Origin of the sequence: Williamsia herbipolensis (assembly GCF_036153515.1) — a bacterium.
Lineage (GTDB): Bacteria > Actinomycetota > Actinomycetes > Mycobacteriales > Mycobacteriaceae > Williamsia_A > Williamsia_A herbipolensis.
The window spans coordinates 2,993,954-3,015,650 of record NZ_CP108021.1; the positions used below are offsets into that span (position 1 = coordinate 2,993,954).

Below are 21,697 nucleotides of genomic sequence, written 5' to 3' on the forward strand. Positions count from 1 at the left end.
AGACGGCGAACGCCACACCGGCGCTGCGCCTCTCGTCGTCGCTCACCGGGATCCGCGGTGTCGCGGCGCTTCTGGTGTGCGCCTCGCACGCGGCCTTCTGGACCGGCCACTACACCGACGACCTGCCGGGTCGGATCCTCGCGCGCCTCGAGATCGGCGTGCCGATCTTCTTCACGCTGTCGGGGTTCCTGCTGTTCCGCCCGTGGATCTCGGGTCTCGCCCAGGGCACCGGCTCACCGTCGCTGCGGCGCTACGCCGATCACCGGGTGCGCCGCATCCTGCCCGCCTACTGGGTCACCGTGCTCGTGGTCTACGCCGTCTACGCGTGGTTCCGCACCGACGACTCCGAGTTCGGCCGGGGCGTCGGCGGCCTGGTCCGCAACCTGACACTCACCCAGATCTACGGCTTCGGACACCTGCACACCGCACTCACGCAGATGTGGAGTCTCGCGGTGGAGGTCGTGTTCTACCTCGCGCTGCCCGCCATCGGGTGGGTGATCACCGCGATCGTCTGCCGCCGGCGGTGGCGCCCCGACCTGGTGCTGGTCAGCCTGGTGGCGCTGCTGACGATCTCGCCGCTGTGGGCGCTGGCGACCCACAGCGGGTCGGGCATCGATCCGACGGCGCGGCTGTGGCCACCGGCCTTCCTCAGCTGGTTCGTCGGTGGGATGATCCTGGCCGTCGCGGTGCAGGTGTCGGTGCGCGCCAACCCGACGCTCCTCGTGCTGATCGCCGTGCTGCTCTTCCAACTCAGCTGCGCCGGTTTCGCCGGCGAACCCACCATCACCCCGACGACGATGTCGGCCACCGTCATCAAGCTCATGCTCTACCTGGGCGCCGCGATGTGCCTCGTCGGCGCGCTCGTCCTCGGGCCACCGGGCTCGTGGATCGACCGCCTGCTGTCGCGGCCGATGATCGTGTGGCTCGGTGAGATCTCCTACGAGTTCTTCCTCACCCACCTCCTCGTGCTGGAGATCGTGATGGACATCCTCGACTACCGCACCTTCACCGGGTCGACGATCGGCGTGTTCGTGGTGACGACGGTCATCACCGCCCCGATCGCGTGGGCGCTGCATCGCGTGACGTCGGTCATCTGGCGTCGTCCCAGCGGTCGAGAGCGCGTCCGATCCGTACCATCGACGGTGTGACCAGCCCCGATCGCGACACCCCGGACCGGCCCGAGGCCGCTCGTGCCGCCACCCCCGGGGTCGACGCCGCCGCGATCCGACGCTGGTGCGAGCGCTCGATCATCCCGGGCCCGCATCCCGAACTGTCCGACTCCGCCGCCGTCATCATCGCCTCCGGTCACCTCACCGAACCCGCCCGGGCGATCATGACCCGCCGCATGTCCTCCGGTCTCCCGATCCCCACGGCGCAGGCCGTTCTCGGGGACGGTCGCGGCGGCTTCGGTGAACTGCGCCGGATGCACCGCACCGTCAACGCCATCGAGGCCCAGCTCGGCAACCCGATGATCCCGGGCATGGTGGCGCCGGTGCTGCGGAGTCGTCGCAACACGTTCGTGCGTCGGCTCGACGACGCCCGCAAATCTCTCGTCAACGGCAAGGGCATCTTCTCGACCAGCATCCGTGGGATCCGGCGCGAACGCCGCGAGGGTGTCCACCTCGAACTCGCCGACCGCGAGCGATTGTTCCTGGGACTCACCTACACCCCGACACCCAACGTCGATTCCGGCGGCTACGTCCGTCGCGCCGGAACCGCCGCGATCGACCGGGTCGCCGGGATGGTCGGATCCGCCGCTGCGCGAGCAGGACTCGAGCGCGGCCATCGATGGGTCGCCGAGCTCGTCGGGGACACCGACACCTTCACCACCTCCGACGACGCCCGCTTCGTCGACGGCTACGAGACGATCCTGTTCGCCGCCGGTTCGTTCTACGACCGGGTGATGCATTGTCCGGCATGGCATTCCGAACACTTCGAGATCCAGCGCACCGCTGTCGACCTGCACGCCGAACTCGCCGACATCGCCGCCGACGTGATCGCATTGCGCACCATCCGCATCGATCTCGACGCCAGTCGGCGCGCGGCCGGGTTCGACGCCGACTTCACCTCGCACATCGACGGACGCGAGGGCGCGCTGCGGCCGGTGTGGGGTGAACTCGTCGAGCGGGTCGCCGCACTGGCGTCGGTGGCCGAGGTGGTCGAGTCGGCGGCGGTGGAGCTGCGGGTGCTCGCGGAGTTCGCGCACACGGCCACCATCGACGACCGCATCGACCGTCTCGTCGCCCGCTCGGGTGACCGGGAGATCTCCGTCGACAACACCAAGCGACTCACCGAGCAGGTGCGCTCCGGCGAGGAACAGCTGCGCATCTACCGGGACGTGTTGCAGGGCAACATCCTCCGCCTGTCCTCGACCGAGGGGCCCAAGCCCCGCTGACCCTCGGGCACCCCACCCCGTCAGTTGGGCACGTAACTCCCTCAGTTGGGCACGTAACTCCCGCAGTTGGGCACGTAACTCCCGCAGTTGGGCAGTTGGCCGAGCACGTGGGGCGCGGGTGCCCAACTGCGGTCGTTACGTGCCCAACTGCGGTCGTTACGTGCCCAACTGGCGTGTCAGGAGGCCTCGACACCGATCTGGTGGGAGATCCACGGCAGGGTGTCCTGGAGCGCGCCCGCGGCGAACTGCCATGAGTGCCGGCCGGGCCGGGTGTCGATGGTGCAGGTGATGTCGACCTCGCGGTTGTCGGCGCACAACGTCGCCGCGGCCTGCGACTGATCGTTGGTCCCCCCGTCACCGCGCCCGCCGAGACCGGCACCCGCGCCGCCCTGCTGCCCACCGGGGGCATGCTTCCCGCCGCCGTGGAACGCGTGGTTGCCGCGCCACCGCGGCATCCCTTTCTGGTCGGCCTCCTCGTACCGTGCCGAGACCCCGACGTACGGCCCGTGACGCGCCATCACCGTCGTCGGGTCGAACGACGCTGCCGCCGAGGCATTCCCGCCGAACAGTCGCTGCACGCTCTGGGCCGCGGTGCCCGCCACAGGCGCCGCGTCACCCGCGATGTCGACATAGCTCGAGAAGAGATCGGGGTGCATCACGGTCAGATCGACCGAGCACGTACCGCCCATCGACCATCCGACGATGCCCCACTGCGCCGCCGTCGACGCGGTGTGGAACTGCGAGATCACGGCCGGGCGGACCTCGTCGGTCAGATGGGTCGCGACGTTGCCGCGTGGACCGTTCACACACTCGGTGTCGTTGTTGAACGAGCCCCCGGCGTCGACGAACGCGAGCACCGGTGCCTCACCGCCGTGCTTCGCCGCGTAGGTGTCGGCGATCGAGATGGCGTCGCCGGTGCGGATCCAGTCCGACGGGGTGTTGAACTCGCCGGCGATCATCATCACCACGGGCAAGGCGGGCGGAGTCGCTCCGCGGAACCACGCGGGCGGCAGGTAGACGTACTCGGTGCGATGCGCGAAGTGGCTGATCGAGTCGGTGGTCGTCATCGGGACGACCGCACCCTTCGTGCGCGCGGTGGAGCGCAGTGACGGCAGGGCGGACGCCGACACCTGATCGGGCAGGGGTCCGGCGGTGATCGCACCCCAGGCGGCCGACAGCGTCGGGTAGTAGCCCACCCACTGGTTGAGGATGACCGAGGTCGTGAGGACGGTCAGCAGCACCGCCACCAGCGTCACGCCACGTCGCCACCACCGCGCGGTCGTGAAACCCAGGACGAGTACCGCGAGCGCACCGATACTCAGGCCCACCCACACCCACAGCTGCCAGGGGGCGGGGTCGGTCGCGAGGCCCTCGGAGTCGAAATAGAGGTGCACGGCCCACGCGCCGCCCACGGCAACGACGACGGCGATCGGGAACCAGAGGAGGCGCCAGCGGCGGGTCCTCCATCCGACGGCGACGACGAGGACGACGGCGGCGAGAATCTGCAGCGTGAGCGGGAACCACCCGTCGAGCAGGGACACACCCTGGTGTGGCGACACAGGCACGACACCGATTGTGCCCGCGTAATCGGTTGCGGGACTGTGAGTTTCCTGGGAACCGAAAGCGGACGGAACGGCGGAAAACGGACGAAGCGGCGAGTGTGGAGCAGGTGTTCAGGCGGGCCGCGACCACGCCGACAGGTGGCCCTTCTCCTCGCTGGTGAGGCGTCGCAGGGTGTGGTTCTCGATGTCGACGACGGCCATCTGCGTCGTGGCGGTGCACGCCGGTGCGGAGCCGGCGGGGTTCGCCGCCGCGCGGATCTCGTAGCCGATCTCGAAGTCGACCGACCGGTACCGGTCGATCCACATCCCGATGCGCAACGGACCGTCCCGATGCGTGAGGCGGCGATGGAACCGGACGCCGACGGTCACGATCATCGCGCTGGTGATCAGGGGTCGGTACTCCGCGCCCGCGCTGAGAAGCCACGCCACCCGCGCCTCCTCCATCAGGGTGACCAGGCGGGCGTCGTTGATCGCGCCCGTGCTGTCGGCGTCGGACCACCGGACCCCGACCGTGGCCTCGAAGGCGAACGCGTCGGGTTCGAGCACGGTGGGCGCCTCCGTTGCGTCGTGGTGGCCCAATCGTGACCGACCTGAAGTATGCCGATCCACGATAGATCGCTGTTCGGCGTCGGATCGCTCGGTACTCTCGCTGTAGTGAAGTGCGGCTCGAGGTCGCGTCGGGGGAGGTGATCGGCCGTGAGGGGTTCTCAGATGTCACGACATGGTGTGGGTGTGCGTGCTCGGGGGTTGCTCCGTGCCGCCGCCCCGATCCTGATGGCGGCCGGACTGCTCGCGGGGTCCGGCGTGCTCGTCGGGCCGATCGCGTCCGCGGCCCCCGCTGCGCCCGCCCCGACCGTGGCGACCCTCGACACCGTCACCAAGGTCACGCCCCGGCATCTCGACCTCACCGTCGATTCCCCGGCCATGCGCGGCAAGGTCAGCGTCTCGGTGCTGCTGCCCCGCGACACGTCGGTCTCGCGGTCGACGGTCTACATGCTCGACGGTGCCGGCGCGACCGGCGCGGTCAGCGACTGGATCACCAAGGGCAACGCGGTGAAGTTCTTCGAGGACAAGAACGTCAACGTGGTGCTGCCGTCGGGCGGCAAGGGCTCGTTCTACACCGATTGGGACCGCAAGGACCCCGTGGTCGGCCAGCCGATGTGGGAGACGTTCCTGACCGAGGAGCTCCCCCCGCTGATCGACCGGTACTACAACGGCAACGGCCGCAACGCGATCGTCGGTCTGTCGATGGGCGGCCAGGCCGCCCTCGCCCTCACCTTCCGCCACCCGAACCTCTACACCGGTGCCGCGTCGCTCAGCGGCTGCCCGCCGGTCAGCGGCCTGCTCAACGAGGCCTACGTCCGCGCCACGGTCGCACGCGACGGCGGCGACGCCACCAACATGTGGGGCCCGATCCAGGGGCCGAACTGGGCCGCACACGATCCGAGCCTGCACCTCGACAAGTTGCGCGGGAAGAACCTCTACATCTCGGCCGGGTCGGGGGCCATCGGACCGCTCGACTTCACCGCCCCGCTCGATCCGGGGATGTCGCGCCAGCAGCAGCTGTTCGCCGCATCGGGCCTCGAGAGCGGCGCCTACCGGTGCTCGCTGGAGTTCGCGGTCACCCTGCGCGCCAACAACGTCCCCGCGACGGAGAGCTTCCCGCTGATCGGCACCCACTCCTGGGCGTATTGGTCGCGTGACCTGCCCGAACTGTGGCCCACCATCGCCCGGGGGCTCTAGCCCGACGCACTCCCGCTCATCGTCGACGCGCGGCCGATCGTGGCGGCGCGGAGCGCATGTGCGCCCGCACGGGCGACAGCAACGCGGCCAACGCCTCCGGGGCGTCGGTCGACATCGGTCCGAAGAGCTGATCCCGCAGCACCGCGGTGTGCCCGGGGAGCACCGCGGCCAGGCGGTCGCGGCCACTCTCGGTGATGGTCACCGTGACTCCTCGTTCGTCGTCGGCCGAGGGTGCGCGGGTGACCAGGCCCGCCTTCTCCAGCAGTCCCGCCTGGTAGGTCAACCCGCTGCGGCTGTACACGACGCCGTCGGCGAGATCGGTCATCCGTTCGCTGCCCGTCGGTGAGTTCAGCCCCAGGCGTGCCAGGAGCTGGAACTGCACGTAGCTGAGGTCGCCCGCGTCGCGGAGCTGCTGCTCCACCGCGTGTCGGAGCAGGCCGGCCACATCCATCAGCGCGAAGTAGGCCTCCAGCTGGGTCCGGTCGAGAGGTGCGGGGTGGTCGGACATGGATCGACCCTACGACGTGCTTCGCATTCGAAACACTTGCTTCGAATTCGTACTAGGTCTACCGTTCTCGATGTGCTTCGAATTCGCAGCACATCGAGAACGTCAGAGAGGTCGAGACCATGAAGGCACTGCGATTCCACGAGTACGGGAGCCCCGACACCCTGCGGTACGAGGAGGTCGACCGGCCGGAGCCCGCCGAGGGCCAGGTGCGGATCCGCGTCGCCGCGACGTCGTTCAACAGCGTCGACGGCACCATCCGTGCGGGCGCCATGCAGGGGCCGATCCCGGTCGACCTCCCGCAAGTTCCCGGCCTCGACGTCGCCGGTGTCGTCGACGCCCTCGGGGACGGCGCGGACCGGTTCGCCGTCGGTGACCGGGTGATCGGGTTCCTGCCGTTCGCCCCCGACGGTGCATCGGCCGAGTACGTCGTCGCCGCGGTCGACGGGCTCACGCCCGCGCCGACGTCCATCCCTCTCGCCGACGCGGCCGCACTCCCGCTGGTGAGTCTCACGGCCTGGCAGGCACTGTTCGAGCACGCCGGACTACGTGCGGGACAACGGATCCTGGTCAACGGAGCCGGTGGCGCTGTCGGCGGCTATGCGGTGCAGTTGGCTGCCGCCGCCGGCGCACACGTCATCGCCACCGCGGGTCCGTCGAGCCGTGCGCGGGTCACGGCCGCCGGCGCCCACGAGATCGTCGACCACACCGCGACCGATCTGCTCGACGCGGTGACCGAGCCGGTCGATGTCCTGCTGAACCTGGCGGCGATCGACCCCGACCGTCTCACCGCGCTCGCCGCCCTGGTCGGTGACGGCGGTGTCGTGGTCAACACGACCGTGTGGATGCCCGCCCCGGCCGATGCCGCCCGCGGTGTCCGAGGCGTCGACATGTACGTGCGCAGCGACGCCGCACAGCTGGCCGAGCTCGCCACCCGGGTCGATCGGGGTGAACTGACCGTCGATGTCGCAGAACGGGTCTCGCTCACGGGAGTGATCGACGTCCACGCCCGCGCGGCGCGGGGTCAGATCTCCGGCAAGATCGTCGTGGTCGTCGACGACACGGTCGGGTGAGGCGGTCAGCGGGCGTCGCGGCGGGTGGCCAGCAGGTGGACCGCGACGCCGACGATCGGCACGAGCCAGATCAGGGCGAGTCGCTGTCGTCGCGGTCGCGATGCCACCTCGCGACTCACGAGATCGAACGTGACGTAGACGGCCATCGCGATCCACGCCAGCGTCACCGCCGCGAGCGCGAGCCAGCCGGCGACCTCGAGGTAGTGCGGGAACATGTTGCACCCGCGGGTCCGCGCACACTGGGCGAACCCGAGGCCGTCGGCGCGGGGTGCGTCAGCGATGCTCGCCCGCCCTGCGCTCGCGAGCCCAGTTCTCGGCGAACGCGAGGAACACGTCGGTCTCGGCCGCCTCGGTGACCGTGACCCGCACACCGTCGCCGGCGAACGGGCGGATCACGACGCCGTGGTCGATGCTCGCGGCGGCGAAATCGAGGGCATCGGCGCCCAGGTCGATCCACACGAAGTTCGCCTGAGAGTCGGCGACCCGGTAGCCGAGGTCGCGCAGACAAGTGGTCACGCGGTCACGCTCGGCGACGACCGCCTCGGTCCGGGCGAGCAACTCGTCGTCGGCGGCCAGGCAGGCGACGGCCGCGGCCTGCGCGAGCGTGTTGACGCTGAACGGCACGTGCACGCGACGGAGGCCGTCGATGACGGTCGGGTCGGCGATCGCGTACCCGACGCGCAGGCCCGCCAGCCCGTAGGCCTTCGAGAAGGTCCGCAGGACGACCAGATTCGGGTAGCGGCGGTGCAGCTCGATCGCGTCGTAGCTCTGCGCCTGCGAGGGCTGCACGTACTCGATGTAGGCCTCGTCGAGGGCGACCACGATCTCCGGCGGCACGCGGTCGAGGAAGTCGACCAGGTCGTCGGCGGTGACGATGGTGCCGGTCGGGTTGTTGGGGTTGCAGACGAAGATCAGGCGGGTGCGCTCGGTGATCGCCTCGGCCATCGCGGCGAGGTCGTAGGTGTGGTCCCCGGTGAGCGGGATCTGGACCGGTGTCGCGCCGGCGACACGGGTCGCGAGCGGATAGGTCTCGAACGACCGCCAGCCGAACAGCACCTCGTCGCCGGGTGTCGTGGTGATGGTGATGAGGTTCTGGCACAGGCTGACCGAGCCGCAGCCGGTCTGGATGTTGTCGGGCGTCACACCCAGCTTCTTGGCGAGGGCCTCGGTGAGCTCGACCATCCCGTTGTCGGGATAGCGGTTGAGCGAGGCTGCGGCGTCGGCGATGGCCGCGGCGACGCTGGGCAGCGGCCCGAAGGTGACCTCGTTGCTCGCGAGCTTGACCGATCCGGGGAAGGTCTTGCCCGGCACGTACGCGGGCACGGTGGCCAGATCGGGACGGATTCGTGGTGTCACGTGCTCAAATCTAGGCGGCATATCGCCACGTCACCAACCGGTTTGCTCCGCAAGTCAACCCGTGTGTAACCTTTGCGTTCGGCAGTTCGCAAGGACTCGCTGGAGGCGTGCCAGAGCGGCCGAATGGGATTCACTGCTAATGAATTGTCCCGCTAAAACGGGACCGGAGGTTCAAATCCTCTCGCCTCCGCCACGGCATCGGCCCCTCGCGGGGCCGGACCGCCACAACTGAAAAGCACGCGCCCGTAGCTCAACGGATAGAGCACTTGACTACGGATCAAGAGGTTAGGGGTTCGAATCCCTTCGGGCGCACCATCATTGCAGGTAATCGGCACTTTCCGCCTCACGCGGAAGGTGCCGATTCTCGTTGGCCCACCCGAAACCCACCCGAAACCGGTGCGAGCGCGTCGAGCGCCGATCGGAGATCGGGCGCCTGGGCCGCGCGCTCGACGTAGTGCTCGCGAGTGACGCGGCTGCCAGAGTGCCCGAGCTGGGCGGCCGCTGCCTCGATGTCGACCTCGCGCTCGATCGTTGTCGCGGTCGTCTTCCGCAAGGTGTGCGGCGTGACCCACTCGAACTCGTCACCCCGGGCGTCGCGCAGCTGTCGGCGGACGTTGTGCGTCGAGCGCACGCCCCCGGTGCGGGAGGGGAACAGCAGGTCGTCGTCGGTCGGGATGTCGCGCGCGATCTGCCGGCGAATGGCGACCGCGGCGAAGTGGGGGAGCACCACCGTCCGGTGCGACGTCGATGTCTTACCGAAGGCCTGGCGATGGCTGCCCACCACGGTCCCGGTGAACGTCAGGGTCGGCGGCGACGCCGCGAGGTCAACGTCACCACGACGGATCGCTAGCACCTCGCCGATGCGGCCACCGGTGCCGAGCATGACGTCGAACAGGTCGGGCATGTCCGCCGAACGCGGCGGGCCGAAGTGGTTTCCACCCGACCACGCGGCCACGTTCTGCCGAAGCTGCGCGAGCTCGGCGAGATCGAGCGCCCGGACCGGCACGCGCTCCCCGCGTGGTGTCGTCCGAGACGTCGTATCGCGCACCGGGTTGCCCTTGATCGCGTCGTGGCGCGCGGCAAGTCCCAGCATCGCGCTGAGACACACACGGCACCGCTTCGCGATCGCCACGCCGTCGACACTGGCAAGGAACCGCTCCAACGTCCCCACGGAGGTCTCACGTACCCGGACGCCACCGAGGGCCGGCCGGATGTGTCGGTCGACCGCCGACCGGTACAGCGAGATCGTCTGGTCCGTGTGCCGCCCGCCGGCATCAAGAGACGACAGCCATAGGTCTGCCACGGCTGCCAGAGTCGTGTCGGGCGTGATCTCGTCGGCGGCTCCCGCGCGCGACCGATCTCGAAGCGCGGTGACGAGCTTCCGCTCGGCGGCCGCGCCAGTGCGGTCGAAACGCTCCACGGTGCGGGTGACGCCATCGAAGTCGCGGTACTTCGCTCGAGCGCGCCACTGGCCGGCGCCGAGCTCGGCTCGGGTCACCCTGCCCCAGGTGCCCAGGGGGAGCGGCGGCCTAGGCATCGTCGGGTCCCGCTCCAAGGTCGAAGAGCGCGGCCGTATCAGCGTCGAAACGGCTCTGCCAGGCGTCGTGCAACTCGCGCAATTCTCGCTCCCTCGGCGAGCCGGGTGTGAGTGATTCGAGACGCGTGCGTGCCGCGTTGATGGCCCGCGCCGCAGCGTCGATGCGCTCGCGCAACTCGAAGATCGTTCGCGCGCGCACGACGGGTTCCGCGTTGGCGGCGAAGACGTCGCGCTGTCGTCCCCACTCCCGAAAGTGTTCCAGCCCGTCCTGACCGACGATTCGAGTTCCCGGCCGCTCTGCGAGAACGTCCTCGCCCGAGATCCACCGCAGCGCAACGACAGAGCGGACGGCCTGTCTGGGCAAGATCTCGACGTCCCCGTCGGGCAGGTCGGCAACTAGCAGCCCGACCGGAGGGACTTCTAGGGCGGCGGCCAGAAGAAGAAGGTCGGTAACGGGCAACGCTTTTCGCTTCCCGGTCTCAAGCTCCGAGATGGTGGCCTTCGAGATCCGGCGCCCGAGTGCATATGTGCGGTCCGACAACCACTGCACCGACCGGGGCTCCCTCGCTTGCCTGACGGCCCGTCCGACACGTGCGGTGAGCGTGTCCGCCCACGAGACGTCGTTCGACATGGCGATCAACCTACAAGTTCTTGACCGGAATAGCGATCGTCAGATAGAACTGATCGCAGCGCCGATCAATATCGGCGATTCGATCGAGAATACGAACAGTAGGGCACAACATGACGCCAGATGAGATCGCTGCACTCGGGGTATCGACGGACCTAACCACCGCGGCCCAGGCTCTCGGGATCGGCAAGAGCACGGCATACGCCGCCGCTCGGAGTGGAACGTTCCCCGTCCGAGTTCTTCGGGTGGGCTCGCGTTATGTCGTGCCCACGGCCGACCTTCGCGCTGCTCTGGGTATCGGCGCGGCGTAATGGCCGACGATGCGGCGCTGGAGTCGCACACAGACGCCGGCCTCGGCGCCGAGGGGCCCGCGATCCACCGCTTCACCCGCGCCGTCGAGCGAGCCAAGGCCTGCGCCCTGGCCGATCACCACGCCGGCCGGTGCGCCAACAGCGAGTGGTCGTGCTCGCACTGTGAGGCCGAAGACCTGCGCGGTGATCAAAGAAAACCCCCGGTGCCGGGTGCAACCGGCCCGAGGGCGATGTCAGTTCCAACCAGTTGAAGAGGAAAGAGACAAGCAAATGATATCCACACACACCGACAACCCACCAGCGCTGGCAGTCCGCGGTGTCCGCCAGGCGGATATCAGCTGTGGCGCGGCCGATGGGGTCGATCAGACCTACCCCATCGTTGAGGCGTTGTTGAATGACGACCTCCGACGCGACATCGTCCTCGACCGCCTCGCTGGCGTCCGGCCGGAGTGCCTGGGTGATCTGCTCGAGCTGGCCGACCGCGTGATCGAGGTGGTGGCATGAATCGCAGCGAAGAAGGGGCCGCGCCGTCGGTGCGGATCGTGGGCGCAACCAATGAGCAGCTGATCGACAGCCTTCCAGCGCTGGGTGAGGAACGGAGTTACACAGTCACCGCAACGTGTCTCGGACACCGCACGACTGAAATCGATGGCGCGGAGGCCGTAGTCGCCGACATGCGGCAGACGTCCGTTGTCGAGAAGCCCTCTCAGTCGTCGTCACCGGTCCCGGGAAGCAACCACCGATGCGGGTTCGGTTGGTGTCTCACGACTGACCCGAACGACCCGGAGCATTGGTGGTGCAGCGAGCCCACAGACGCGACGCTGTCGTCGCGCTACGCGGCAAATCAGGCCTGTGCCGGCGTCGCCGCCACCGTCGGCGACGAAGTCGCGGTATGGGTTCAGCTGACCGGCGGAGTGAAACCCGTCGACGTGGACATCTACATGACGGTGGCCGAGGCGGCCCAGTTCGCCGAGGCGTTTGCAACGGCGCTTGCGCAGGCCCGTGAGGTTGCCTGAATCCTGTGACCGATCAACTGTTTCGCAGAGACCCGGCGCGCACCTTCGCGCGCCGGGTCTCGGTGGCGTCCGGACAGTGCGCCGATGTCTGACGCGGATGCCGTGGCCGCCGCGGAGTGCTCGTCGCCGCGCATTCTCCTGGCTGCTGCGCGATTCGAGTGGGAGCGCGTGGTGCGTGCGGCTGACCTACCTACGTCGGTGAAGTGCATTGCGCTGATTCTCGCGACGTATGCGAGCAAGGACGGCGAGAATGTCCGGCCGTCGGTGGCGACGGTCGCAGACCACATGCGCACCAGTGAGCGCACGGTCAATCGCGCCATGGTGACCCTGCGAGAGGCCGGTCTCATCGAGCGCGTCCGCCGCGGCAACCGATGGGCAGATTCGTCGGCACACCGGACGGATCTGCACCGCCTCACGATCCCGGAGGGCGTGTTATTCATGCCGGAATTGATCGAGCGATCAACGCCCGAGCATGCAAGTCCAGGTGACATCCGTGTCGTTTAGACAAGCGCTCCCTGGCCAATCTCCAAGCGACAGCAGTGTCGTCCAGACTTCCTCGCTGCCCTCAAGTCCAAACGACATCTGTGACAGTCCAAGCGACATCTGTGACATGTCTAAGCGACATTTTCGGCAAGTCCAAGCGACACCGGTGTCGCGCAACCAGAACAGATCAACCACAGATCAGCTGACCAGACCATCGTGGTTGCGTTCAAACGCAACTCACGACCGCGCGTGCGAGCGTCCCAGGAGTACCCCATGACTCGACGGTTGGATCGGACGGGCGAACCCGTTTCTGACGACGAGGGTGCGCGTCCGGTGCACGACCCTCGGTGCAACGGCGGGTGGCTCACGCCCGCCGACTCCACCGCGCCACTTCCGTGCCTGCAGTGCAAGCCGCACCTCCGACGGCTGGCCGATGTCAACGACTTCGGGAAGGGGCGATGATGGCCCGCACGAACCGCGAAACTCGCCCAGGCGACGACGAGCTCCGGTTTCTCGATCCGACGACTCGCCGCCCGCTCGACGACGTCGGGCTCCCCGGGTCCGATCTCGCCGAGACCGTCGACGCCGACGGCTCGGTCGTGTTGTGGATCGTCGACCGCGACCGGATCTACGACCGCGGCGTCGACCTCGGCGACGAACAACCGCCGCACGACCTCACCGGCGCGCTACCGGCGCCGTGGCGGTCCGGGAGCGCCCCGAAACCCACTGCGCCGGTCTGTGGGGCGCCCACGGCCACGGGCAAGGCGTGCGGGATCCGAGTCGCGGGCGGCGCCCGCTGCCACCACCATCGAGCCGCCGCGCCGAAAGAGTCCCGATGACACCGCAGAATGCCAACGCTGACTGGATCTCACTGCTCGCCCGCATTTTCGACGAGCTGCCCGCGTTGCCCGGAGCGGCGTGCGCCGGCCGACCGGATCTATTCGACCCCGCCGACACTCGAGAGACCGCCGAGTCCGTCGCCAGCCGATACCGCGCCGCCGCCGCGGTCTGCGCGTCATGTCCCGCGCTGACGCAGTGCCGCGCCTGGGCAGACTCGCTGAATCGACACCGCCGACCTGCCGGCGTCGTCGGCGGCCGCATCCCGGACCCAGGTCCGCCAGCAGGTCGTCGACCAACCCGAGAAACCTTTTCAGGGTCAACCGTGAAAAGTCCGGCGGCCGACGAGGGAGCTGTGGCATGACTGACTCCGACCAGACCCCCGGTCCACTCCGGTCGACTGGACGTGCGGCGCGCGTTGAGGCCGCCTTCATCCGTCAGGTGATCGCGGCCCGGGAGGCCGACGCCCTCGCACACCGGGAGGCGATCTGCGATCTCGTGGCAGAGGACCCGACGTTCGCCGACATCGCCGGCCTCGTCTGGTCGGTGGTCGGCGATCTGCCAACTCGAGCCAATGACGAGCCGGAGGCGCTGCGCGAACGACTGGTGAAGCTGTACGTGGCGGGGGAGGAGCGGTGAGCGAGCGCGTGTCGGGCGTGCTGCTCGACGACAGCGACGTCCGCACGACTCACCAGGCCCTGCAGGTGTTCTCAACGCTCCTCGAGCAGAACGGTCAGCGTCCCACGGCCCGATTGACAGCTCTGATCGCCAAATATGGCGCGTACGCCAGTCAGATAGGCCCAAACGCCAGTCGAAACGCCAGAAATGTTGCTCAACAGCCGGATTCGGTCAACTCTGAGGCCTATGCAGTCATCGACACGGCCGAAGCGGCCCGGATCCTCGGTATCTCGCCGAATGGTGTCCGCGACCGTGCGCGCCGGGGCTCGATACCGGCTCGACGTGCCGGCGGCCGGTGGATATATCCAGCCGCGACCATCATCGACCTCGCCGAGCGTCGCAATGGGCGGTAGGTGAGCATGACCGACCTTAAGACCATCCGCGGTGTCGAGATCTTGAAGACCGGCACCTGGGATGCCTCGACGGGGCCGTGGACCGTCACCCGTGAACAGCTGCGCTCAGCGGTCGACGCCCACGCTGCCGGGGTGATCCGACGCCCGGTCATCAAACTGGGCCACGACGACCCACGGTTCGACGGCGGACCATCGTTCGGCTACCTCGACAACCTCCGCCTCGCCGACGGCGGGAAGACGCTCGTCGCCGACATGTGCTCGGTCCCGGCGTGGTTGGCCAAGGCGATTCCGTCGCACTACCCCGACAGGTCAGTCGAAGGCATGCAAGACCTCAAGACTCTGTACCCCGATCGGAAGATCGACGCACACGCCGACGTCAAAGACACCCAGGGAACGACTTGGCCGCTGGTCATCACGGGTGTCGCGCTGCTCGGCGCAACCGCGCCAGCAGTCACGACACTCGAGTCCCTCCAGCAGCTCGTCGCCGCCAAGAGCGTCACCATCGCCGCATCGTTCGGCACCACCACAACCGGACGGCCCCGCGACCGCGCAGTCACCGTCGCGGCGGCTCGTCGCCGCCGCACATACCGAAAGGTCACCCTCACATGAGCACCGTCATCACGACCAACGTCGGGGTCTACGCCCCCGGCGCCGACGTCACCGCCCAGGCGGCAACCCCCGTCGTCGCCCGCACCTTCGTCGCGATCGTCGCCGACCGACCCGCCGGCGGCAACATCCAGGTGGGACCCGCCGCCGCGGCCGGGCGCACCTGCGGAGTCGCACGCAACGACGCCACGGCCGGCGGACTCACCGTCCTCGCCCGCGGCAACTCCCGCGTCGTCCGAGTGACGACATCCGGAGCGGTCGCCGCATTCGCAGAGGTCCAGGTCGGCACCGGCGGAACCGCGATCACCAAGACCAGCGGCGTCGCCGTCGGCTACGCCCTCACATCCGCCGCGTCGGGCACCGACGCCGAGATCAGCCTCTACTGACAGGAGCACGACATGCCCACCAGCGCACTGCTACCCACCCTCAGTGGCCGCAACCTCACCGTCGACGCCGCACTCAAGCAGCCATCGGTCATCCGCAACCGCATCGCGAAACTCGCTGACGCGCAGATCATTCTGGACAAGCTCTACCACGGCCTCGGCGGCCAGGTGCAAGGCGGCGGGATCCTCTACTCGGTGGTCAAGGCCAGCGACTTCTACACCTCCGACGTCGAGCAGCGCGCACCCGGCGGCGAATACAAGGTCGTCGAAGGTGTCGACCCCGACCCCAAGCTCGCGACCGTCGCCGACTGGGGCGGCCGTTTCCAGGTGACCGACGAGCAGCGCACCCGCAACGACGTGTCCTACCTCGACCAGCAGACGACCCAGCTCGCCAACACCATCACGCGCAAGCTCGACGTGGCCGCCATCGCCAACGTCGAGGCGGCGATCGCGGCCGACGCGGCCAACGCGGTCACCGGCCACAACTGGTCGACCACGGTCACCGTCGGCCCGCTCGACCAGATCACCCCGTCGGCGTCGCGACCCACCGCCGACATCTCCGCCGCGCAGCTCGCCGCGGACCTCCAGGAACTCGGCGTGCACCACAACCTGCTCGTCGTCCACCCCAACCAGGCCCACGCGCTGCGCACCGCCTACGGCGACAACCTCGACAACATGCTCACCTCGGCCGGCGTCGAGCTGTTCTCCAACCCGCGGATGACCGCAGGCGTCGCCTACGTCTGCGAGAAGGGCGAGGTCGGCACCGTCGGCTTCGAAGTCGCACTGACCGTCGAGAGCTACCCCGACCGCTCGACCCGCTCAACGTGGGTGCAGGCCTTCGCCGTTCCCGCCTTCGCCGTCGAGCGCCCGTTCGCCCTCAAGCGCCTCTCCGGCCTCGCCGGCTGACCGAAAGGACTCACACCATGCCTCTCACCCTCACCGACGACCAGAGCGCGCAGCTACTCGACCTGATCGGCCTGCCCGCCGACACCACCGACGTCGACACCATCCTGGCGACCGTCACCGACCTCGTAGCGGCCGAACAGGGCGCAACCGACGGCCAGAACGACCAGAAACCGTCCACCGTGGCCGCTGCAGCCCGCAGGATCGGCCTCGAGACCGTCGACACCGACACCTTGGCGTCGCTACGCTCCCAGGCGGCCGAAGCGGGCACCCTCAAGGCCGCCGCGGCGCGCCGCGGCGTCGAGCAGAGCGTCGACTCCGCGATCAAGGCCGGCAAAATCCCGCCATCGCGACGCGATCACTGGGTCGGACTGGTCACCGCCGACGCCGAACTCGGCAAGGTTCTCGCCAGCATGCCCGACAACGTCGTCCCCCTCGTCGAGATCGGCCACGGCCTCAACTCCAACGGCACGCAGCCCGACGAGCAGGACGACGCGGGCTGGTTCCGCTGAGACTGTCGACGACAGCAGCGTGAGCGCGCGCGGACCACGGTGAGGCTTTGCCCCTTTCCCCTGACCGTCCGGTCCGACGCCGCGCCACCGTCGTCGACGGGGACCCCGGTGCCGGCGTCGGCACCCAGCGCCGGGGTCCCCACCCCCGCCCGAATTCATAGAGGGGGGCCGCCCCCGAAGTGACCTGCCTGGTCACTTCTTTTTTTCGAGGGGGCCGCGTTTTTCTCGACAATTGGGCGCGCCGAGCGTCGGTTTGACCTCGTGATGTTCCGGTTTCATGCAAGAATATGAGGGCACCTATTCGCAGACCCCGAAAGCAGCACATGACCCTCGCCGATCCCGATCACGGACCCGTCATCATCCCGCCGGAAGAAGCGGAGGAGTACCTGGCGAAGATGGACATCTCCGTCTCCGACATTCTGGCCGCGATCGAGAACGGCGAGACGGCTGCCGGCAACATCACCAACTTTCACCCGGTGACCGCCGCGGGTCTCGTCCGGTGGATCGAGGTTGTTGGCCGACTTCGCGAGGGCTTGGCAGAACACGGATCGTGGACCGAGAGCAACCCTCGGAACCGGCCGGTCTCGAAGCACACGAAATACGGATACTCGCTGTCGCCGATCGGCGGGAACGAAGCCACCGGCGTCATCGACCACCCCAGCGGGCCGCTCGCGGCTCGCAAGAAGGGGGTGGCGACAGCCGAGGCGGTGAATGCCGGCCACCAGGCGCTGATCCGAGTCGAAACGCTGCGACCGAACACAAAGTCGACCCCGGGAACTCGTCCGCCGAGCGGTAGCTGGTTCCTGCTCTATCACCGAGCCGAAGGGGAGGCGCGGCTGGAAGTTTCGCTGCCGATAGGGTTCGAGGGTGGCCAGTTCACCGGCTGGCAGGTGCGCGTGATCCTGGACAGCTGGAAGCCGCGGGACGTGACTCGTAATCCGCTCGACGTGGGAGGCCAGGATGTCGACTTCCAGGTCGACGAGGTTGGATAACGGCTACCTGTCGCCGGAACGAATCCAGGTTGCGCGGATGCGGCGGGGCTGGACAAAGACTGAGCTTGCTCACGAGTTGAAGGTCACGCCTCGGACCATCACCAAGTACGAGACCGAAGGTGCGCCAACGCGATCGGCCGAAGCGCTCGGTCGGGCACTGGGCTTTCCCACCGGATACTTCGCGCGGGAGCAGACCACGTCGTTCGACGTCGCGGAGGTGAACTTTCGGGCAGCTCGAAAGGCATCGGGACGCCAGCGACAGGCGGCCGTCGCGGCCGGGATTTCCGGGGTCGAGATCGACCACTGGATTTCGGAACGCTTCGCCCTGCCGCCGATCGACCTGCCGATGCTGGTCGGAGAACGCCCGAGAGGCGCCGCTCGACTGCTGCGGGGAATCTGGGGCTTGGGGACCAAACCGCTTCCCAACCTCGTGCAACTGGCCGAGTCGCGTGGCGTCAGGGTGTACAGCCTGCCCCCGTTCGCCGACGCGGTCGATGCGTACTCCATCTGGTCGGGGGGCGTGCCGTACGTGTTCCTGGCACGCCACAAAACGCCGGAGCGCACCCGCTTCGACCTCGCCCACGAACTTGGGCACCTGGTGCTTCACGAGAGCGAGCCCGCGGACACGACGGCCCAGGAGCGCGAAGCCGACGAGTTCGCGTCCGAGTTTCTGATGCCGGCGGCCAGTGTCGTCGAGTACCTGCCGCGCAACCCGACGCTGGCCCAGCTGATGGCGGTCCGGGACACGTTCAAGGTGTCAGCGATGGCAATCGCGTTTGCTGCAAATCGGGCAGGCCGGTACACCGAATGGGCCTACCGCCAGACGTGCATCGAGTTGTCGCAGCGTGGCTATCGATCAGGCGAGCCGGGAGGTATGCGTCACCACGAGATGTCGCGGGTCTTCCCTCAGGTGCTCAGCAGTGGTCGCAGTTCGGCGGTCACGGCCCAGATGATTGCCGAGGCCCTGGACCTCCCACTGGCGGACCTCCACGCCTTGACGTTCGGTGCGGAATTGAGACCCGCGCAGGAACTGGAGGCGATCGCGTCCGTTCCGCAGCCCCGTCAGGCGCCGCCCGACCAGGCCGACGGCCACCGCCACCTGCGCGCTCTCTAGACATCTGGGGGAACGGTGAAGCGCTACGTAATCGACGTCGTTCGAGACGGGGATCTCTTTGTGATCCGCGTCCCCGAGCTCGACGGCACGCATGGACTCGTGGGCGAAGCGATCACCCAGGCCCGCCGCGTCGGCGACGTCGAGATGGAGGCCCGCGACTACATCTGCACGGTGACGGGCGAGGAGCCATCACGGGTAACGATCCGCGAACGGCTCGTCTGATCGATCGATGGCCCACCTTTTACCCACCCGAAATGGCTGGAATGAAGTGGTCGACGCCGGACTATGGGATACGCCCGCGTGCCGTTGACCTGGTAGAACGGTTGATTTTACAACTGGACGGAATCGCGGACACGTCCCTACTAACTCAAGAGGTTAGGGGTTCGAATCCCTTCGGGCGCACTCTCACGATGAACCCGCCGACGCACTCAGCGTCGGCGGGTTCGTTCGTCTCCGGGCGCTCGCGCGGTCAGGGGAGTGTGTGTCCGGCCGCGCGGAAGATCCGGTACCACTCCTCGCGCGTGAGGACGATGTCCGAACCGGCGGCGGCCTCCGACACACGGCTCGGAGTGGTGGTGCCGAGCACCACCTGGATGGTCGCCGGATGCCGCGTGAGCCAGGCCGTAGCGATGCCGGTCGGTGTCACACCGTGCTCGGCCGCGAGGTCGTCGAGGACATCGTTGAGTTCCGGATAGTTCTCACGGTCGCCGACGAACACCCCGCGTCCGGCCACGCCGGACTGGAACGGCGACCACGCCTGCAGCGTGATGCCGTGGACGCGGGAGAAGTCGAGCAGCCCGTTGTCGCGACTCACCGACTGCTCGAGGTCTCCGATGTTCGCCGCGACGCCGGCGGCGATCAGAGGCGCGTGGGTGACGCTCACCTGGACCTGGTTCACCACGAGGGGCTGGGTCACCGCTGTCCGGAGGAGCTCGATCTGGCCCGGCGTGTGATTGGAGACGCCGAACGCGCGCACCTTGCCCGCCGCCTGCAGGGTGTCGAAGGCGGCGGCGACCTCCTCGGGCTCCACGAGGGTGTCGGGGCGATGCAGGAGCAACAGGTCGAGGTGGTCGGTGCGCAGCGCGTCGAGGGACTCGTCGACGGTGTCGAGGATGTGGCGCGTCGAGAAGTCGTAGAACCCGTCGCGGATGCCGACCTTGCTCTGCAGCAGCACACGTTCGCGCTGTGCGGCCGTGAACGACACCGCCGCGCCGAACCTGCGCTCGCATGCGTGCCGCTCGCTGCCGTAGATGTCGGCGTGGTCGAAGACGGTGACACCGTCGTCGAGCGCCGCCTCGACCAGAGTGCGGATCTCCTCGTCGTCGAGGGACTCGATGCGCATCAGTCCGAGGACGATGCGCGATGCGGGCTGGGGAACGGTGGCGATGTCGACGTACTTCATGCCTCCACTATCGGCGCCGTCACCGTCGCGCGGTGGCCGATCCTGGTCCTGCTGCGGCGATGGCCTGCTCGGCGACGTTCTCCGCGTCGTGGGTGTTGATGTCGATGCGGGCGACGATGGCTCCGATCCGCTCGGCCTGTTCGAGACCGGACAGCCCGGTCGACCGATAGGTGCGACCCGCCTCGCGGGCGCTCTCGCGGACCAGTCGGGTGCGATCGCGTCGCAGATCCTCGTAGACCCGCAATCGCTCCGGGACGTCGCTTGCAGCGCAGTCGCGCAGGACGACGACGAGTGTCGCCGCGTCCTCGATGGCCTGATTCGCGCCCTGTCCCAGATGCGGGGTGACCGCGTGCGCGGAATCGCCCAGGAGTGCGATCCGATCGGTGGACCATCGCGCGAGGGGTTCGCGGTCGTAGATCCCCCAGCGGAACGTCGTGTCCATCGCGGCGATGATGTCGAGCACGCGCTGATCCCATCCGGCGTAGGAGGCGGCGAGTTCATCGACGTCACCGGGCGCAGTCCAGGACTCGGCGACGTCAAGGTTGCTCGGCGCGAAGGCCACCACGTTCAGCAGTGAACCGGCCGAGACGGGGTAGACGAGGAAGCTGCGCTGCGGGCCGAGCCACATGGAGCACGTGTTCATGTCGATGATGTGCTCGACGCGCTCGGCCGGGATGAGCGCCCGGTAGGCCATCACGCCCTCGCTGACGGGCTCTGCGGGCGCACTCACCAGTCCCTGCAGGCGGGAGTGGATGCCGTCCGCTCCGATCACCAGGTCGGCCTCGGCCACGGTGCCGTCGGCGAACTCCACCGCGACACCGTCGCCGTGCTCGGTGACCGCGGCGACCTCGTGGCCCAGCCGGAGCGCATCGGCCGGAAGGGCCTCGGACAGCACCCGTTGAAAGTCGCCCCGATGCAGGAACAGGGTGTGCTCGGGGTCGCCGAACGACAGCTCCGACGGCTCGCCAGCGATCGGCTGACCCTTCCAGGTGCGAAACGCGTACTGCGAGAACCTGCCCGCGACATCCCTGAGCCGCTCGCCGAGACCGAGACCGTCCAGGATCCGAGAACCGTTGGTGGCGATGGACACGCCGGCACCGAGCGCTCTCAGTTCCGACGCCTGCTCGTACACGACGGCGTCGATCCCCTCGGCGCGCAGTGCGATGGCCGTGCTCAGTCCTCCGATGCCGGCTCCGACAACCGCCACGCGGAGTGTTGGGTCTCGTCTCACGATCTGACCTCCTCGATGATATCTGTACCGATCGGCACATCTTTGACGGTAGGCGTACCGATCGATACATTCAAGCA

Annotated in this window: 27 protein-coding genes and 2 tRNA genes; 20 read left to right on the forward strand and 9 right to left on the reverse strand. The window is 68.3% G+C overall.

The features are described 5' to 3' along the window. Positions 1 to 23 precede the first annotated feature (23 nt). Both OG579_RS13575 and OG579_RS13580 read left to right on the forward strand, forming a co-directional pair. A complete protein-coding gene (locus OG579_RS13575; RefSeq protein WP_408068823.1) occupies positions 24 to 1,148 on the forward strand; it encodes an acyltransferase family protein in 1,125 nt (374 codons plus the stop codon). Beyond that, positions 1,145 to 2,395: a hypothetical protein gene (locus tag OG579_RS13580; protein ID WP_408068678.1), complete on the forward strand. Its 1,251-nt coding sequence runs from the start codon at positions 1,145 to 1,147 to the stop codon at positions 2,393 to 2,395. Before OG579_RS13575 ends, OG579_RS13580 begins: the two co-directional genes overlap by 4 nt. Before the next feature lie 176 nt (positions 2,396 to 2,571). On the opposite strand, the gene OG579_RS13585 is transcribed toward OG579_RS13580, so the two are convergent. Continuing rightward, on the reverse strand, positions 2,572 to 3,960 hold the full coding sequence (locus OG579_RS13585) for an alpha/beta hydrolase (protein WP_328856349.1): 1,389 nt from the start codon (positions 3,958 to 3,960) through the stop codon (positions 2,572 to 2,574). Positions 3,961 to 4,068: 108 nt separating this feature from the next. Beyond that, positions 4,069 to 4,503, reverse strand: coding sequence for an acyl-CoA thioesterase (locus tag OG579_RS13590; protein WP_238981127.1), 435 nt, complete (start codon positions 4,501 to 4,503; stop codon positions 4,069 to 4,071). A gap of 228 nt (positions 4,504 to 4,731) precedes the next feature. Here OG579_RS13590 and OG579_RS13595 point away from each other — a divergent pair, with 228 nt between their 5' ends. After that, complete coding sequence (locus OG579_RS13595; RefSeq protein WP_045821151.1) at positions 4,732 to 5,700, forward strand: alpha/beta hydrolase; 969 nt, start codon at positions 4,732 to 4,734, stop codon at positions 5,698 to 5,700. A 16-nt stretch (positions 5,701 to 5,716) separates the two neighbouring features. Here the strand turns inward: OG579_RS13595 and OG579_RS13600 are convergent, their stop codons facing one another. Further along, on the reverse strand, positions 5,717 to 6,208 hold the full coding sequence (locus OG579_RS13600) for a MarR family winged helix-turn-helix transcriptional regulator (protein ID WP_328856350.1): 492 nt from the start codon (positions 6,206 to 6,208) through the stop codon (positions 5,717 to 5,719). A 119-nt stretch (positions 6,209 to 6,327) separates the two neighbouring features. Here OG579_RS13600 and OG579_RS13605 point away from each other — a divergent pair, with 119 nt between their 5' ends. Next, positions 6,328 to 7,278 carry an NADP-dependent oxidoreductase gene (locus OG579_RS13605; protein WP_328856351.1) on the forward strand — a complete coding sequence of 317 codons (951 nt, stop codon included), beginning with the start codon at positions 6,328 to 6,330 and terminating at the stop codon, positions 7,276 to 7,278. Between the two features lie 5 nt (positions 7,279 to 7,283). Here the strand turns inward: OG579_RS13605 and OG579_RS13610 are convergent, their stop codons facing one another. Then, positions 7,284 to 7,493: a hypothetical protein gene (locus OG579_RS13610; RefSeq protein ID WP_328856352.1), complete on the reverse strand. Its 210-nt coding sequence runs from the start codon at positions 7,491 to 7,493 to the stop codon at positions 7,284 to 7,286. A gap of 58 nt (positions 7,494 to 7,551) precedes the next feature. Then, on the reverse strand, positions 7,552 to 8,634 hold the full coding sequence (gene hisC / locus OG579_RS13615) for a histidinol-phosphate transaminase (RefSeq protein ID WP_328856353.1): 1,083 nt from the start codon (positions 8,632 to 8,634) through the stop codon (positions 7,552 to 7,554). 101 nt (positions 8,635 to 8,735) lie between these two features. Here hisC and OG579_RS13620 point away from each other — a divergent pair. Next, a tRNA-Ser gene (locus tag OG579_RS13620) sits at positions 8,736 to 8,827 on the forward strand. 46 nt (positions 8,828 to 8,873) lie between these two features. Continuing rightward, positions 8,874 to 8,949, forward strand: a tRNA-Arg gene (locus tag OG579_RS13625). Positions 8,950 to 8,977: 28 nt separating this feature from the next. Here the strand turns inward: OG579_RS13625 and OG579_RS13630 are convergent. Together OG579_RS13630 and OG579_RS13635 are read right to left on the reverse strand one after the other, a co-directional pair. Continuing rightward, positions 8,978 to 10,054, reverse strand: coding sequence for a tyrosine-type recombinase/integrase (locus OG579_RS13630; protein ID WP_328856354.1), 1,077 nt, complete (start codon positions 10,052 to 10,054; stop codon positions 8,978 to 8,980). A gap of 109 nt (positions 10,055 to 10,163) precedes the next feature. After that, positions 10,164 to 10,802, reverse strand: coding sequence for a hypothetical protein (locus OG579_RS13635; protein WP_328856355.1), 639 nt, complete (start codon positions 10,800 to 10,802; stop codon positions 10,164 to 10,166). A gap of 110 nt (positions 10,803 to 10,912) precedes the next feature. Between OG579_RS13635 and OG579_RS13640 the strand changes: the two genes are divergently transcribed. The 14 genes from OG579_RS13640 (at position 10,913) to OG579_RS13705 (ending at position 19,209) form a co-directional block, all read left to right on the forward strand. After that, positions 10,913 to 11,110 carry a helix-turn-helix domain-containing protein gene (locus tag OG579_RS13640; protein ID WP_328856356.1) on the forward strand — a complete coding sequence of 66 codons (198 nt, stop codon included), beginning with the start codon at positions 10,913 to 10,915 and terminating at the stop codon, positions 11,108 to 11,110. A 500-nt stretch (positions 11,111 to 11,610) separates the two neighbouring features. Next, complete coding sequence (locus OG579_RS13645; protein WP_328856357.1) at positions 11,611 to 12,126, forward strand: hypothetical protein; 516 nt, start codon at positions 11,611 to 11,613, stop codon at positions 12,124 to 12,126. Positions 12,127 to 12,210: 84 nt separating this feature from the next. Beyond that, the gene (locus tag OG579_RS13650) at positions 12,211 to 12,630 is read left to right on the forward strand and encodes a helix-turn-helix domain-containing protein (protein WP_328856358.1); all 420 of its coding nucleotides are present in this window, start codon (positions 12,211 to 12,213) and stop codon (positions 12,628 to 12,630) included. Between the two features lie 440 nt (positions 12,631 to 13,070). Beyond that, positions 13,071 to 13,448 (forward strand): hypothetical protein, encoded by a 378-nt coding sequence (locus OG579_RS13655; protein ID WP_328856359.1) that lies wholly within the window; start codon positions 13,071 to 13,073, stop codon positions 13,446 to 13,448. Beyond that, positions 13,445 to 13,810: a WhiB family transcriptional regulator gene (locus OG579_RS13660; RefSeq protein ID WP_328856360.1), complete on the forward strand. Its 366-nt coding sequence runs from the start codon at positions 13,445 to 13,447 to the stop codon at positions 13,808 to 13,810. Before OG579_RS13655 ends, OG579_RS13660 begins: the two co-directional genes overlap by 4 nt. Further along, positions 13,807 to 14,085, forward strand: a complete 279-nt coding sequence (locus OG579_RS13665) for a hypothetical protein (RefSeq protein WP_328856361.1) — start codon at positions 13,807 to 13,809, stop codon at positions 14,083 to 14,085. Before OG579_RS13660 ends, OG579_RS13665 begins: the two co-directional genes overlap by 4 nt. After that, entirely contained in the window at positions 14,082 to 14,477 is a 396-nt protein-coding gene (locus OG579_RS13670) for a helix-turn-helix domain-containing protein (protein ID WP_328856362.1), read from the forward strand. The genes OG579_RS13665 and OG579_RS13670 overlap by 4 nt, the downstream gene beginning before the upstream one ends. Positions 14,478 to 14,483: 6 nt before the next feature. Then, the gene (locus OG579_RS13675) at positions 14,484 to 15,086 is read left to right on the forward strand and encodes a hypothetical protein (RefSeq protein ID WP_328856363.1); all 603 of its coding nucleotides are present in this window, start codon (positions 14,484 to 14,486) and stop codon (positions 15,084 to 15,086) included. After that, a complete protein-coding gene (locus OG579_RS13680) occupies positions 15,083 to 15,469 on the forward strand; it encodes a DUF2190 domain-containing protein (RefSeq protein WP_328856364.1) in 387 nt (128 codons plus the stop codon). The genes OG579_RS13675 and OG579_RS13680 overlap by 4 nt, the downstream gene beginning before the upstream one ends. A gap of 12 nt (positions 15,470 to 15,481) precedes the next feature. After that, positions 15,482 to 16,372, forward strand: a complete 891-nt coding sequence (locus tag OG579_RS13685; protein WP_328856365.1) for a major capsid protein — start codon at positions 15,482 to 15,484, stop codon at positions 16,370 to 16,372. A gap of 17 nt (positions 16,373 to 16,389) precedes the next feature. After that, a complete protein-coding gene (locus tag OG579_RS13690; protein WP_328856366.1) occupies positions 16,390 to 16,881 on the forward strand; it encodes a phage protease in 492 nt (163 codons plus the stop codon). A 323-nt stretch (positions 16,882 to 17,204) separates the two neighbouring features. Next, a complete protein-coding gene (locus tag OG579_RS13695; protein ID WP_328856367.1) occupies positions 17,205 to 17,873 on the forward strand; it encodes a hypothetical protein in 669 nt (222 codons plus the stop codon). Further along, complete coding sequence (locus OG579_RS13700; protein ID WP_328856368.1) at positions 17,842 to 18,987, forward strand: XRE family transcriptional regulator; 1,146 nt, start codon at positions 17,842 to 17,844, stop codon at positions 18,985 to 18,987. The genes OG579_RS13695 and OG579_RS13700 overlap by 32 nt, the downstream gene beginning before the upstream one ends. 15 nt (positions 18,988 to 19,002) lie before the next feature. Continuing rightward, the gene (locus OG579_RS13705; RefSeq protein ID WP_328856369.1) at positions 19,003 to 19,209 is read left to right on the forward strand and encodes a hypothetical protein; all 207 of its coding nucleotides are present in this window, start codon (positions 19,003 to 19,005) and stop codon (positions 19,207 to 19,209) included. Between the two features lie 247 nt (positions 19,210 to 19,456). Here OG579_RS13705 and OG579_RS13710 read toward each other — a convergent pair whose 3' ends face one another. Both OG579_RS13710 and OG579_RS13715 read right to left on the reverse strand, forming a co-directional pair. Then, on the reverse strand, positions 19,457 to 20,389 hold the full coding sequence (locus OG579_RS13710) for an aldo/keto reductase (RefSeq protein ID WP_328856370.1): 933 nt from the start codon (positions 20,387 to 20,389) through the stop codon (positions 19,457 to 19,459). Between the two features lie 19 nt (positions 20,390 to 20,408). After that, the gene (locus tag OG579_RS13715) at positions 20,409 to 21,596 is read right to left on the reverse strand and encodes an FAD-dependent monooxygenase (RefSeq protein WP_328856371.1); all 1,188 of its coding nucleotides are present in this window, start codon (positions 21,594 to 21,596) and stop codon (positions 20,409 to 20,411) included. Between the last annotated feature and the right edge of the window lie 101 nt (positions 21,597 to 21,697).